Here is a 13,745-nt window from a genome sequence, read left to right on the forward strand (position 1 = left end):
CCTCCCCCGGTGCGCCGCCGCACACCGGGGGAGGCCCGCCGCCTCCTCGGCGTCAGCCGTTCGCGAGCGCCTGCACCCGCGAGTAGTCGCCGTTGAAGTGGTTGTGGTCGCCGACCGTCGGGCCGGACGAGGTGTACTGCCACATCGTGTAGTAGCCCCAGCCGGCCGGCAGCGTGCCGACCTCGGAGGCGTAGCGCGCGATCCACAGCGGGTTGGTCGTGGCGAAGCCGCCGTAGTTGCCGGTGCACTGGGTCCACCAGCTCGTCGCCGTGTAGATCACCGCGTCCCGGCCGGTGCGGTACTTGTACCGGTCGAGGAAGTCCCTGATCCAGGCCACCATCCCGGACTGCGTCTTCCCGTAGCAGGTCGCGCCGTACGGGTTCCACTCGATGTCCAGCGCGCCCGGCAGCGTCCTGCCGTCGCCGGACCAGCCGCCGCCGTTGTTCACGAAGTAGTCGGCCTGCGCCGCGCCCGTCGTGGTGTCGGGCGTCGCGAAGTGGTACGTGCCGCGGATCATGCCCACGTTGTACGAGCCGTTGTACTGCTGCGTGAAGTAGGTGTTCTTGTAGTACGTGCCTTCCGTGGCCTTGACGTAGGCCCACTTCACCCCGCTGTTCCACAGGGTCGACCAGGCCACGTTGCCGTTGTGGCTGGACACGTCCACGCCCTCGGTCTGGGCGGCCTGGATGGTGAGCCCGCCGGAGGGCTTGGCGCCCTGGCCGTCGTGGGCGACCACGCCCATGCCCATGTAGGCGGAACCGCGGGCGGGCACCTGCCGGGCGCCCGGGTCCTGGGCGGCGTTGGCGGTGCCGGAGAGGGTGAGGGGGAGGAGGAGGGCCAGGGCCGCGAGGGCGGCGCCGGCGAGGGACGTCCCGGGTCTGTGCACACGCATTGCGTGCCTCCGAAAGGCTCGGTGGGGGGAGCGATGTCGACGAGTCCTGGAATGGACATGTCAGCGAAGACGCTTGGGAGAGACGCTACGCACGTAGACCCGCGCTGCGGAAGGGGGACTGGGTGCTGCCGTTGGTCTACGCCTGCGAAATACTGGAGGAGCTGCGGCGATGGCCACGGCCGGAAGAAACTTTCAGCGAGCGGAAAGCGCGTGAGGGGTGCTGACGTGCACGGAAGCGGTACGGGGAGTGGATCCGGACCCAAGGGCGGGAGTGGTGTGGACCAGGAATTCCTGGCCCTGGAGCGGGAGCTGGCGGTCTTTCTGCGTCGCGCCCGGGCCCAGTCCGGCGAAATGGCCCGCGAGGTGCACCCCGAACTGGAGCCCGCCGCCTACGGCCTGTTCGTCCGGCTCGACGACGCCGGACCGCAGCGCGCCACCGACCTCGCCGGCTACTTCGGCGTCGGCAAGGCCACGATGAGCCGCCAGCTGCGCGCCCTCGAACAGCTGGGCCTGGTCGCCCGCGACCCCGACCCGGCCGACGGCCGCGCCTCGCTGGTCCGCCTGACAGAGGAGGGCCAGGGCCGCTTCCGGCACGTCCGCGACGCCCGGCGCGAGCGCTACGTCCGCAAGCTGGCCGACTGGGACCGCTCCGAGGTCGCCGAACTGGCCCGCCTGCTGCACCACTTCAACGTCCGCTCGGAGGGCTGACGCTCCGGGGGCGCCTGTGCGCCAGTCCTGGGGCGTCTGCTCGGCGGGGCGGCGCCCCCGGGGGTACATGTACAGGCCCTTCGGGGCGTCCGCTCGGCGGGGCGGCGCCCCGCGGGTGCACGGGGTGGAGCCTCGGGCCGACACCCCGGGGGTGCACGGGGCGGAGCCTCGGGGCCGGCGCCCGGGCTGTGTACGGGGTGGAGCCTCATGGGCGGCTGCTGGGAGGGGTGGCACCGCGGGGCGTGGACGGGGGTGGTGGCGTCCGCTCGGCGGGCCGGCGGCCCGGCAGGCGCGGGGGGTCAGCCCCGGCGTCTTGCCGGTCGGGCCGGGCCCGACGCACGAGCGGCGGGGCGCTCCCGAGGCCGCTCCGGGCGCGGCCTAGAGCTCCGCGTAGACGGCCGTCGCGTCGTCGTGGGGCTTCCCGCGGCGCAGTCCGCCGGCCCCCGCCGCCGCGGTCTCCAGGGCCCGCACCCGCTGGATCAGGGCGCCCGGCCCCTCCGCCGCGAGCACCTCGAAGCACTCCGCCCAGTCGCCCGCCCCGAAGAGCTCCACCCAGCGGGTCGCCCCGTCCGTGAGCGCGGCCAGCGCCCGGACCCGCGCGCGGGGCGTCGTGCCGGTCACCGCCCGCCCGGCCACCGCCGGGTCGGCCGCCGCCGTGAAGAAGCCGCCCTCCTGGTTGCGCAGCCGGTCCGTCGCCGCCACGGAGCGCCGGACCTCCGCCGGCACCCGGTCGAGCCGGTCGTCGAGCACCGCCCGTACCGAACCGTCCGCGGCCCGGAGGAGCAACGCCGCGTCGGACAGGACGAGGTGCTCCACCACCGTCGCGTCCCAGCGCGCCATGGCCACCGTCGCCTGCGGGGTGCGCACGTGAGAAAGGTCACAGGTGTCCCGGTGGGCGTCCGCGGTGCGCCGGATTGCCAGGGCCAGAATCTCGGCCAGCGTCAGATCGCTTCGCGAAGCGGACAGTTCCGTCAAAGCGCCACCGAGTCGCGCGGTGAACCAGGGGACCGTGTGCACACAACCGTCGTCGCCCGCCGGAGGCGTCACCCCGTCCAGGACCACGACCGTGCCGCCCGCCCCTGACCCGGGCAGGACTGCCGCTACCCAGTCCTCATTGGGCCGTTCGGGGCTGCCGGGCAGGGTGACCGCTTCGGTGCGCATGATCCTCAGTCTGCCCCGCGCGGGCCCGGCCTGCATCACTCCTTCACAGCGCCTCCAGACGCCCGAATCTGGCCTGTACCAAAGGTCGGTACGGGTCCGGAAGTCCGGAACCGCAAGCTCCGGGAAGCTGCGGGCGCGCATCCTGCCAAAGCCCGCGCGGAAGATCCAACCGGCGGTAAGCGCGACGCCCCGCCGCCCACCGGGGAGAGTTGTTTGCCAACTACGGAGTGTTGTTCACTCGTTCGGGTGGCGGAGCGGCCGATGCGAGTCCCCTGACCAGAACCGCTGAAATGGTCGGAAGAACACACCAGGGGTGGGGGCTCTTACATGTGACCGGTCGTCACCTCTGCTTCATGGGCGGACGATCAAGAATGCGAGCACCGGTGCAGAAGAAGCGGCCTCGGAGCAACAACGGCGCGCGGAGCCAGACCCCCGGTGACCCGCAGCACCCCGGCCTGCCCGCGCACGGCTCCGACAGCACCCCCCAGGCCCCCGCCGGCCGCCCCAAGCGGGTCCGCGGCCGCCTCGTCGCCGGCGTCGCCCTCGTCGGCGTCACCGTCCTCGCCGCCGGCGCCCCCGCGGTCCTCGCCGCCTCCGGCGACCTCGACGACTCCGTCAACCTGGTCGCCCTCGCCGAACTCGACCGCCAGGCCGTCACCCTCGCCCACTCCCTCTCCGACGAGCGCGACGAGGTCGTCGCCTACATCGCGGCCGGACGCGACGAGCAGAGCGGCTCGGCCGAGGACAAGCGCCAGATCACCAGCGCCCGCTCCGCCCGGGTCGACCGCCAGATCGACGAGATCAGCGCCGCCGCCCCCGAGGACCTGCGCCGCGAGCTCGCCGCGCTGCCCTCGATCCGGCGCACCGCCCTCACCGGCAAGGGCTCCGCCCTCGACGCGCACCGCGCCTACACCGAGGTCATCGGCAAGCTCCAGGCCCTCGCCGACCGCCTCGCCGAGGGCACTCCCGCGCGCGCCGCCGAGGCCGTCCGGGCCCCCGGCGCCCTCGGCCGCGCCACCGAACAGGCCTCCGCCGAACGCGGCCTGCTGCTCGCCGCGCTCGCCGTGCCCCGGCCCGAGCCCACCGGCACCACCCACTACGACCCCGCCACCGGCACCTACGTCGCCGACGAGGCCGAGGGCGTGGCGGAGGCCGACCGCGCCAGGGCCGTCCTCACCTCGGCCGCCCAGCAGGCCCGGGTCCGCGAACTCGCCGCCCTCGCCGACTTCGACCAGGCCGCCACCACCGCCGCGCGCGACTCCCTCGCCGCCACCGTCACCGGCCCCGACGTCAAGAACGCCGAGCGCTATCTGGCCCGGCTCACCGACCGGCCCGAGCTCTCCGAGTCCGAGCTCAACACCGACCCGGCCAAGCTGGACGCCGCGCTCTCCGCCCGCATCGAGCAGATGCGCGGCGTCGAGTCCGCCCTCGCCACCGAGCGCGCCGAGCGCTTCACCGCGCTCCGCGACGACGACGTCACCGCGCTCGAAGTGCGCATCGCCTTCCTCGGCGGCTGTCTCCTCGTCGCCGTCGGCATCTCCACCTACGTGGCCCGCACCCTCACCCGGCCGCTCGCCGTCCTGCGCATCGGCGCGGCCCGGCTCGCCACCGCCCAGGAGCCGGCGGCCGAGGAGCCGATCCGCTTCACCGGGCGCAACGACGAGTTCGCCCAGGTCGTACGCTCCCTCAACACCCTCCAGGGCAAGCTGGCCGCCCTCGCGGCCCGGGCCGAGCAGCTCGACGGGGAGCGCGCCGACCTGGCCGGCGCCCGGGAGGCCATCGCCGCCGAGCTCGCCGCCCAGCGCGCCGAGCTCCAGGGCCAGAGCGCCCGGCTCACCGCCGAGCTCGAACGGCTCAGGAGCACCGTCCAGCACACCTTCGTCAACCTCTCGCTGCGCAGCCTCGGGCTCGTCGACCGCCAGCTCGGCGTCATCGAGAAGATGGAGGAGCGCGAGCAGGACCCGGACCGGCTCGCCACCCTGTTCAAGCTCGACCACATGGCGACCGTCATGCGCCGGCACAGCGAGAACCTCCTCGTCCTCGCCGGCCACGAGCACGTCCACGGGCACCCGGGACCGGTCCCGCTCGTCGACGTGCTGCGCGCCGCCGTCAGCGAGATCGAGCGCTACGAGCGGGTCAGCATCCAGTCGCTGCCGCCGCACGCCCAGATCGCCGGCTTCGCCGCGGACGACCTGAGCCACCTGGTCGCCGAACTCCTGGAGAACGCCACCTCCTTCTCGCCGCCCGACTCCCAGGTGCAGCTCTCCGGTTGGCTCCTCGAGTCCGGCGAGGTCATGCTCTCGGTCCAGGACGGCGGCATCGGCATCACGCCCGACCGGCTCGCCGAGCTCAACGCGCGCCTCGCCGATCCCGCCGTCGCCGCCACCGAGGGCGAGGGGCTCGGCATCCGGGTCGCCGCGCTGCTCGCCGCGCGCCACGGCGTACGGGTCGAGCTGCGCGAGCAGAAGCCGGGCGGCGTCACGGCCGTCGTGGTCCTGCCGCTGCCGCTGCTCCCCACCGCCCCGCCGGCCGCCGTCCCGCCGGCCGTGCCGGTCGCGGGCGACGCCCCCGTGCTCACGCTCCCCGGCTCGGTCGCCGAGGCCAACTCCAACACGCTCCCCTCCCGTCACCGCGACCCCCTGGTGGAGGCCGCGGAACGCGCCATCGCGGCGGCGGAGGCGGATGCGGATGCGGAGGCGGATGCGCAGGCGGCGTCCGAGCCGGAGCCGACGCCGGAGCCGGAGGCGCCGGCCGCGGCGCCCGGCTTCGAGGCGGCCGCAGCGCCCGCTCCCGAGGCCGCGTACGAGCCCGAGCCCGCGCCCGATGCCGCGTACGAGCCCGAGCCCGCGCCCGCCGTCGCGCAGGAGCCGGCGCCCGCGTACGAGCCCGAGGCCGCGTACGAGCCCCAGCCCACGCCCGAATCCGCGCCCGCGCACACCCCGGAGCCCGAGCTCGCCCCCGTCCCCGGCGAGCCCGTCTCCGGCGAGTCCGTCTCCGGCGAGTCCGTCTCCGAGACCACGCTCCAGGTGCGGCTCCCCGACCCGCCGCCCGAGCCCGACACGCACGAGCGGGCGGCGGCCGTGGCGGACGGGCCGGTGGACGAGTCCGGGCCGCGGCCCGGACGCTGGGAGCGGGTCACCGACAAGGGGCTGCCCAAGCGGACGCCGCGGATAGTGCGACCGGCCGGTCCCGCCACCGCGCCGATACGCACCCGCGGCATCGACGCGGAGGCCCTGCGCCGCCGGCTCGGCGGCTTCCAGCGGGGCGCCGAGCACGGCCGCCGCGATGTGGCCGCCGAGATCGAGGCCGCTCAGACCGCACGTACCGAGGAGAACACGGGGGACACAGTCGAGGAGGCACGCAGTTGACTGCGACCGGAACATTCGGGCTGAGCAGCGAGGCCCGCAATCTGCAATGGCTGTTGGGGAACCTCGTCGAGGAGGTGCCGGGGGTCCGCTCCGTCGCCGTCGTCTCCTCCGACGGGCTGCTCCTGCTCTCGTCGGACCCCGAGGTCCAGGGGGCGGCGGCCGAGGCGGAGCGCCCCGAGGGGCCCCGGGGCTCCACCGCGGACCTGGCCACCATCGTCTCCGGCATCGGCAGCCTCACCGTGGGCGCCGCACGCCTGATGGACGGCGGCGGGGTCAAGCAGACCATGGTGGCGATGGAGGAGGGCAGCGTCTTCGTCATGTCGATCAGCGACGGCTCGCTGCTCGGCGTGCACGCCACGCCCGACTGCGACATGAGCGTCATCGCGTACCACATGGCGCTCTTCGTGGGCCGTGCCGGACACGTCCTGACCCCCGAACTCCGCAGCGAGCTGGCCAAGTCGATGGAGACCTCCCAGTGACCGCGGCGTCCTCGGCCCCCCACCCGCACCGGCTTCCGATACGCGGCGCGGGGCGCCGCCCCGCCCGCGTGCGCCCGTACTCGCTCACCGGCGGCCGCACCCGCTTCGGCCACGTCCTCCTCGTGGAGACGTTCGTGGCCGCTCTGGAGGCCGCGCCCGAGCGGAAGGTCCTCACCGGCGGAGGGCGCGCGGCGCGCGGCCTCATGCCCGAGATGCGGGCCATCGTCGAGATCTGCCGCCGGATGCGTACGGTGGCGGAGATCTCGGCCCTCCTGAAGATGCCGTTGGGAGTCGTCCGGGTGCTGCTCAGCGACCTGGCCGACCAGGGAAAGATCCGTGTGTACGGGACCGGGCACGGCACCGACCGGCCCGACCGCGCGCTCCTCGAAAGGGTGCTGAGTGGACTCCGCCGTCTCTGAATCGCCGACCACCGTCGCCGGCGTCCCCGTCCAGCCCACCGCCCACTCCGCGCCCGAACCGGAACCCGAAGAGGGCGCCCAGGACTGGCAGCTGGACCACACCCGCGCCCCGATCGCGACCAAGGTCGTCGTCGCGGGCGGCTTCGGCGTCGGCAAGACCACCTTCGTCCGCGCGGTCTCCGAGATCACTCCGCTGCAGACCGAGGCGCTGATGACCCGGGCGAGCGAGGACACCGACGACCTCACCGCCACCCCCGACAAGCTCACGACCACCGTGGCGATGGACTTCGGGCGGATAACCCTCGACGACGACCTGGTGCTGTACGTCTTCGGTACGCCGGGACAGCAGCGCTTCTGGTTCATGTGGGACGACCTGGTGCGCGGCGCGATCGGTGCGATCGTCCTGGCCGACACGCGGCGGCTGACCGACTGCTTCCCGGCGCTCGACTACTTCGAGAGCTGCGGCCTGCCGTACATCGTGGCCGTCAACCACTTCGAGGGCACCGAGGTCTTCGAGACCGAGGACGTCCGGGAGGCGCTGACCGTCCCGGCGCACGTCCCCGTGGTGATCATGGACGCGCGCAAGCGGTACAGCGTGGTCGAGACCCTGCTCGCGATGGTCGCCCACGCGCTCGAAGCCGCCCCCGAATAGCCCCCCCACGGAACAGCCCCCAAGTCTCCTCGCAAGGTCGGTCGCACATGCGGAAGATACTCATAGTCGGCGCCGGTCAGTCCGGTCTCCAGCTCGCCCTCGGTCTGCAGTCCCAGGGCTACGAAGTCACCCTGATGTCCAACCGCACGGCGGACGAGATCCGGTCCGGCCGGGTCATGTCCACCCAGTGCATGTTCGACACCGCGCTCGGGCACGAGCGCGACCTCGGCATCAACTTCTGGGAGTCCCAGGCCCCGCGCATCGAGGGCCTCGGCGTCTCCGTCGCCGCGCCCGACAGCAGCCGCGCCATCGACTGGGTCGGAAGGCTCCGCGGCTACGCGCAGTCCGTCGACCAGCGCGTGAAGATGGCCGGCTGGTTGGAGACCTTCGCCCAGCGCGGCGGCCAGCTCGTCATCCACGGCGCGGCCGTCGGCGACCTGGACTACTTCTCCCGCAACTACGACCTGGTGCTCGTCGCGGCCGGCAAGGGCGAGCTGGTCTCCATGTTCGGCCGGGACGCCGCCCGCTCCCCGTACGCCGAGCCGCAGCGCGCCCTCGCCGTCAGCTACGTCCACGGCCTCGGCCCGCGGCCCGAGCACCCCGAGTTCGACGCGGTGCGGTGCAACGTGGTCCCGGGCGTCGGCGAGCTCTTCGTGATGCCCACCCTCACCACCTCCGGCCGCGCCGACATCCTCTTCTGGGAGGGCATCCCCGGCGGTCCGCTCGACGCCTTCCAGGGCGTCAAGGACCCCTCCGAGCACCTGGCGCTCACGCTGGAGCTGATGGAGCGGTTCACGCCCTGGGAGTACGCGCGGGCCACCAAGGTCGAGCTGACCGACGCCGGCGGCACCCTGGCCGGCCGCTACGCCCCGACCGTCCGCAACCCCGTCGGGCAGCTCCCCGGCGGCGGCCTGGTCCTCGGCGTCGCCGACGTCGTCGTCGCCAACGACCCGATCACCGGGCAGGGCTCCAACTCGGCCGCCAAGTGCGCCGCGGCGTACCTCGCCGCGATCGTCGAGCACGGCGAGCGCGAGTTCGACGAGGCGTGGATGCGGGCGACCTTCGAGCGCTACTGGCAGACCGCCCGGCACGTCACCAAGTGGACCAACGCGATGCTCGCGCCGCCGCCGGAGCACGTCCTGAACCTGCTCGGCGCGGCCGGCGGCCTCCAGCCGGTCGCCGACCGCTTCGCGAACGGCTTCGACGACCCGGCGGACTTCGAGGACTTCTTCTTCGACCCGGAGAAGACCGCCGCCTACCTGGCCTCGGTCGCCGGCGCCTGATCCCTGCCGTACCCCTCGTCCGCGCCGTCCGTGGCTCCCGCCGGGAGCTCGGGCGGCGTGAACGTCTTCAGGGCCGGGCCGTCGGGATCGGGCCGCACGGCGCCGAGGAGCGGGTTGGCGGCGAGCGGGGAGACCTTGATCCGGGCGCCGGGCCGCGGGGCGTGCACCACCAGGCCGTCGCCGAGGTAGAGCGCGATGTGGGTGGCCTCGGGGAAGTAGACGACGAGGTCGCCGGGGCGGAGCCGGGAGAGCGGGACCCGGGGGAGGGTCCGCCACTGTTCCTGGCTGGTGCGGGGGAGTTCGAGGCCCGCGCTCGCCCAGGCCTGCTGGGTGAGTCCCGAGCAGTCGTACGTGTCGGGGCCCTCGGCGCCCCACTCGTACGCCTTGCCGATCTGCGCCACCGCGAAGCGCAGCGCCTCGGCGCCCGCCCGAGACGGGGTGCGGGGGCCGTCGAGGACGCCGGAGCCGAGGAGTTCGGCCTGCGCGCCCGCGGTCTGCGTCCGCTCCAGGGCGCCCAGCTCGGCCAGCTGCCCCGGGGTGAGCCCGGCGAGCAGCCGCTCCACCTCGCGCAGCCTGCCCTGCACCTCGTCGCGGTGCGCGCGCTGCCGTGCGGCGAGGGACGTGCGCCGGTCGAGCGCCTTGCGGGAGGCGGCCGCGAGGTCCGCGGCCCGCTTCTCGGCGCCCTGCAGCCGGGCGACGGTACCGGCACGGGTCCGCGCGGCGCGGCTGAGCAGGTGGTTCTGGTCCAGGGCGTGCTGCGGGTCGCGGGCGAGCAGCAGCCGCAGATACGGGGAGAGTTCGGACCGTCCCTGGTACTGCTGCCGCGCCAGCCGCCCCGCCTCGTCCCGCCCCCGCGCCAACTCGGCCCGCGCGGCGTCGAGCCGGGCGGCGACCTGCCGGGTGTCGGCGCTCTGCCGCTTGAGGCTCTCGTCGGCCGCGTTGTAGGCCTCGGTCGCCTGCTCGGTCTGCCGGTAGAGGCTCCGCAGCCGCGAGAGCAGCGAACCGACCGACTCGGGCCCGGCGGCACCGGGGGTGCGGGGGCCGTCGGGGCCGTCTAGGGCGTCGGGGCTGTCGGCGCCGTCGGCGCTGTCGGGGCCGTCGGGTCCGCTGGGTGCGTCGGGGGAGTCCGTGGCACCGGCGGCGTCGGGGTCCGGGTCGCGGCCGCTTCCGGTGGAGCCCGCCGGCTTGCCCGAGGCGGCCGCGCCCGGCGGCCCCACCTCCTCCGGCGCGCCCGGCACGGGCTCCGGCACCGGCTCCGGCTTGCCCGGCACCGGCACCGCCTCCGGCGCGCCCGGCACCGGCGCCGGTGGCCCGGGGGCCGTCCCCGTCGCACCCGCGACCCCGGCGACCCCCGACACTCCCGTCAGGGCCGTCGTCGCCGCGAGTACCCCCGTGCAGACCGTGCGCAGCAGTCGTACCGACACGTCACCACCTCCATCGGGATGATGGCGTGACGATTAGTGTGATGAGCGGACCGGTGTGGGGGTGTTCCCCCGGCTCACTCTTCCGGCGCAGCCGAGGGGCGGGGCTTCGACCAGGGCCAGCGGATCTCGCGGCGCTCACGGCCGTCCGGGGCGTACTCGTACACCCAGCCCTTCTGCAGCCCGAGCCGCTTGCCGTACCCGGCCGGCTCGCGACGGTAGGCGTGGACCGTCGCCGGCCGGCCCTCGTGGGCCGGGACCGGGACCTCGTACCACTTCGGCGGGTGGCCGGTCGGGCCGAGGAGGATCGGCAGGACCCGGCCGTCGAGGGGGCCGCCGCGGAAGGGGGTGTTCTCGCTTCTCACCCCACCAGTGTCCCCTCCGCCGGCCTCAGAGCAGGTGCGCGGCCTCGCTGACCACCGGGATGACGTTCCTGGCCAGGGTGCCGACCGGACCCGACGCGGTCTCCTGGGAGAGCAGCCGCTCCACCACCCCGCGCGTCTCCGGGTCGCTCGCCGCGGTCGCGGCGAGCAGCGCGACCAGGTGGTCCACCTGCCAGTCCCGCAGCTCCCGGGCCGGCGGGCGCTTGCCCTCGTCGACCCAGATCAGGGAGGCCGCCTCGACGCCCGCGATCCAGGTCCTGACCATCATCCCGAGCCGCGGCCCCGGCCGCTCCACGCCCAGGTGGAAGAGGATCTGCTCGGCCGCGGCCCGCCGGACCTCGTCGACGATGGCGGAGGTCCGGGAGGTCTCGGCGACGCTGCCGCCGCGCAGCAGCGCGGCGAACCCGGCGTCGTGCCCGTCCACGAAGGCCAGGTAGCGGTCCAGGACCCGGGCGAGCCGCTCGGTCGGCGGCCCCACGGGCGGCTCGGCGAAGCAGTGCTCCAGGGCGTCGGCCGAGGAGCGCAGGGCCGCCTCGTACAGCTGCTGCTTGCCGCCGGGGAAGTAGCGGTAGACGAGCGGGCGCGAGACCCCCGCGGCCTCGGCGACGTCGTCGAGCGAGACGTCCTCGGGGGCCCGGTGCGCGAAGAGCGTCTGTGCGGCGTCGAGCAGCTGGCGCCTCCGCTCCTCGACGCTGAGCCGGCGGTACGCGGGCGAGGCGGGACTCGTCATGTCCGCAGCGTAACGCCGTACGGGCCGGCTCAGGCGGGCGTTCAGGCCAGCAGCCCCGAGGACTTCCACAGCCGGCGCCCGGCGCCCCGCAGCACGCCGATGTCGTCGAGGAAGTCGGTCAGCCGCTTCGCCCCGGACTGCATGACCTCCCGCCGGTGGCCGCTCGCCTTCACCTGGGCGACGGCCTCGCGCCGGTCGAGGCCCACGTTCTCGTACACCTTCGGGTTGACGAAGCAGGTGGAGAAGACCCGGGCCGCCTCGCCGCAGCTGAGCCGGGTGAACTCCTGCTCCCAGCGCGGGGCCGTCGCCATCTGCCGGCGCAGCTCCTCCCGGGCGTACCGCACGTGCCGGGCCTCCTCGACGACATGGATCCGGGTGACGCCGCGGACGAGGGGCTGGACGCGCTCGTCGGGGAAGGTCAGCCGCTGCATCCAGTCCAGGATCTCCTCGCCGAGCAGGGTCGCGGCGAAGGAGCCCGGGGTGGTGGAGACGGTCTTCAGGACCCGGCCGAGGTTGTGGTAGACCCGCGGCACCGGGTACTCGGGCGAGCCGCCGCGGGTGATCAGGCGCGCGAACATCATCGAGTGCCGGCACTCGTCGGCGATCTCGGTGAGGGCGTAGCGGACGTGCTTGCTGGTCAGCGACTTGTCGTAGATGTGCCGCACGAGCAGCTGCATCAGGATGATCTCGAACCAGATCCCGAGCGAGGCCAGCGAGGCCGCCTCGTGCCGGGAGAGGTCGATCCGCTGCTCCTCGGACATCCTCCGCCAGAGCGGGGTGCCGTAGAGGGAGACCAGCTCCGGCGGCCAGAACCACTTGCCGTCCTCGAAGGGGGCGTCCCAGTCGAGTTCGGTCTCGGGGTCGAAGGAGTGCTTGAGGGAGGACTCCAGGAGCCGCTCGGCGACCTGCTCGCGGTCGCGCAACGGGCCGAGGGCGTCCCGGAGAAGGGCGAAGTCGGGCTCGGTGAGACTGGCCATGAAACTTATAAGACTCCTCGTCAGTAATGGCGTCAATCCCTCGCGCACGACTTGTTGACCCTGCGTCTACCAACGTGTGAGCCTGCTGGAAACCGTGGGAAGGAGCCGTCCGTGTCGACGCACGACCTCTATGCGAACGCCCCGAAGGAGCCCGTCTGGCAGGTGCCGGCGAGCGGATCAGCCCGTTTCAACTGGGATTACGACGACGGGCGCGATCGTCTCCTCGCCCTCTACCAGAAGGGCAAGGACAAGCAGTGGGACGGCGCCACCCGGATCGACTGGGAGCTGGAGGTCGACCCGTACGACCCCCTCGGCACCCCCGACGAGGCCCTGGCCCTGTACGGCAGCCGCCACTGGGCCAAGCTCACCGACAAGGACAAGGGCGAGCTGCGCCGGCACTACTCCTCCTGGCAGTTCAGCCAGTTCCTGCACGGCGAGCAGGGCGCGATGATCTGTGCCGCCCGGATCGTCGAGTCGGTGCCCGACATGGACGCCAAGTTCTACTCGGCCACCCAGACCATGGACGAGGCCCGGCACGCCGAGATCTACGGGCGCTTCCTGCACGAGAAGATCGGGATGCTCTACCCGATCAACGACAACCTCCAGAGCCTGCTCGGCGACACCCTGCGCGACTCCCGCTGGGACATGCCCTACCTCGGCATGCAGGTGCTCATCGAGGGCCTCGCGCTGGCCGCCTTCGGCATGATCCGGGACACCACCGACAAGCCGCTGCCCAAGCAGATCCTGGCGTACGTGATGCAGGACGAGGCCCGGCACGTCGCCTTCGGCCGGATGGCGCTGCGCGACTACTACAAGCAGCTCACCGACGCCGAACTGCGCGAGCGCGAGGAGTTCGTCATCGAGGGCTGCCACCTGATGCGCGACCGGCTGCGCGGGGTCGAGGTCCTGGAGAACTTCGGCATCCCGAAGCAGGAGGCCGAGGAGCTCAGCGAGCAGAGCGAGTTCCTGCACCTCTTCCGCAAGCTGCTGTTCAGCCGGATCGTGCCCTGCGTCAAGGACATCGGCCTGTGGGGCGAGCGCCTGCAGAAGGCCTACCTCGACATGGGCGTCTTCGACCTCGGCGACTCCAACCTGGACCTGCTGATGACCCAGGACGAGGAGATCGCCGAGGCCCTGGACCGCGAGCGCTTCGCGGCGGAGGAGGAGGCACGGGAGGCGGAGGTGGCGGGGGCCATCGCGGAGGGCGGGGCCTCCGCGTAGGTCCCGGTCCGGAAAGGGGTGAGCCCCCGGCGCCTTGGGGGCGCCGGGGGC

At 73.6% G+C, this 13,745-nt stretch carries 13 protein-coding genes; 7 read left to right on the plus strand and 6 right to left on the minus strand.

Going from position 1 to position 13,745, the window contains the following annotated elements; all coding sequences use genetic code 11:
- Nucleotides 1–52: 52 nt before the first annotated feature.
- The gene (locus ACH414_RS08690; protein ID WP_391769489.1) at nt 53–892 is read right to left on the minus strand and encodes a lysozyme; all 840 of its coding nucleotides are present in this window, start codon (nt 890–892) and stop codon (nt 53–55) included.
- A gap of 225 nt (nt 893–1,117) precedes the next feature.
- Between ACH414_RS08690 and ACH414_RS08695 the strand changes: the two genes are divergently transcribed.
- Complete coding sequence (locus ACH414_RS08695; protein WP_382537666.1) at nt 1,118–1,600, plus strand: MarR family winged helix-turn-helix transcriptional regulator; 483 nt, start codon at nt 1,118–1,120, stop codon at nt 1,598–1,600.
- A gap of 378 nt (nt 1,601–1,978) precedes the next feature.
- Here ACH414_RS08695 and ACH414_RS08700 read toward each other — a convergent pair whose 3' ends face one another.
- A complete protein-coding gene (locus ACH414_RS08700; protein WP_398941276.1) occupies nt 1,979–2,761 on the minus strand; it encodes a hypothetical protein in 783 nt (260 codons plus the stop codon).
- 383 nt (nt 2,762–3,144) lie between these two features.
- Between ACH414_RS08700 and ACH414_RS08705 the strand changes: the two genes are divergently transcribed.
- From ACH414_RS08705 to ACH414_RS08725, 5 genes are read left to right on the plus strand one after another with little or no spacing between them, the layout of a single operon-like run.
- Nucleotides 3,145–6,129 carry a nitrate- and nitrite sensing domain-containing protein gene (locus ACH414_RS08705; RefSeq protein ID WP_398941277.1) on the plus strand — a complete coding sequence of 995 codons (2,985 nt, stop codon included), beginning with the start codon at nt 3,145–3,147 and terminating at the stop codon, nt 6,127–6,129.
- Nucleotides 6,126–6,608 (plus strand): roadblock/LC7 domain-containing protein, encoded by a 483-nt coding sequence (locus ACH414_RS08710; RefSeq protein WP_382537675.1) that lies wholly within the window; start codon nt 6,126–6,128, stop codon nt 6,606–6,608. The genes ACH414_RS08705 and ACH414_RS08710 overlap by 4 nt, the downstream gene beginning before the upstream one ends.
- Nucleotides 6,605–7,027, plus strand: coding sequence for a DUF742 domain-containing protein (locus ACH414_RS08715; protein WP_382537678.1), 423 nt, complete (start codon nt 6,605–6,607; stop codon nt 7,025–7,027). The genes ACH414_RS08710 and ACH414_RS08715 overlap by 4 nt, the downstream gene beginning before the upstream one ends.
- Nucleotides 7,008–7,679 (plus strand): ATP/GTP-binding protein, encoded by a 672-nt coding sequence (locus ACH414_RS08720; protein ID WP_382537681.1) that lies wholly within the window; start codon nt 7,008–7,010, stop codon nt 7,677–7,679. Before ACH414_RS08715 ends, ACH414_RS08720 begins: the two co-directional genes overlap by 20 nt.
- 47 nt (nt 7,680–7,726) lie before the next feature.
- Nucleotides 7,727–8,962 (plus strand): styrene monooxygenase/indole monooxygenase family protein, encoded by a 1,236-nt coding sequence (locus ACH414_RS08725; protein WP_398941280.1) that lies wholly within the window; start codon nt 7,727–7,729, stop codon nt 8,960–8,962.
- Here the strand turns inward: ACH414_RS08725 and ACH414_RS08730 are convergent.
- From ACH414_RS08730 to ACH414_RS08745, 4 genes are all read right to left on the minus strand, one after another.
- Nucleotides 8,935–10,386 (minus strand): NlpC/P60 family protein, encoded by a 1,452-nt coding sequence (locus ACH414_RS08730; protein ID WP_398941282.1) that lies wholly within the window; start codon nt 10,384–10,386, stop codon nt 8,935–8,937. The two genes, ACH414_RS08725 and ACH414_RS08730, sit on opposite strands and share 28 nt — an antisense overlap.
- Nucleotides 10,387–10,460: 74 nt before the next feature.
- The gene (locus ACH414_RS08735) at nt 10,461–10,748 is read right to left on the minus strand and encodes a hypothetical protein (RefSeq protein WP_382537688.1); all 288 of its coding nucleotides are present in this window, start codon (nt 10,746–10,748) and stop codon (nt 10,461–10,463) included.
- 25 nt (nt 10,749–10,773) lie between these two features.
- Nucleotides 10,774–11,496, minus strand: coding sequence for a TetR/AcrR family transcriptional regulator (locus tag ACH414_RS08740; protein WP_398941284.1), 723 nt, complete (start codon nt 11,494–11,496; stop codon nt 10,774–10,776).
- A 41-nt stretch (nt 11,497–11,537) separates the two neighbouring features.
- A complete protein-coding gene (locus ACH414_RS08745) occupies nt 11,538–12,473 on the minus strand; it encodes a diiron oxygenase (RefSeq protein WP_382537694.1) in 936 nt (311 codons plus the stop codon).
- Nucleotides 12,474–12,584: 111 nt separating this feature from the next.
- Between ACH414_RS08745 and ACH414_RS08750 the strand changes: the two genes are divergently transcribed.
- The gene (locus ACH414_RS08750) at nt 12,585–13,694 is read left to right on the plus strand and encodes a ferritin-like domain-containing protein (protein ID WP_398941285.1); all 1,110 of its coding nucleotides are present in this window, start codon (nt 12,585–12,587) and stop codon (nt 13,692–13,694) included.
- Nucleotides 13,695–13,745: the final 51 nt, after the last annotated feature.

Origin of the sequence: Streptomyces sp. NPDC020422, assembly GCF_044386705.1 — a bacterium.
Taxonomy (GTDB): Bacteria; Actinomycetota; Actinomycetes; order Streptomycetales; family Streptomycetaceae; genus Streptomyces.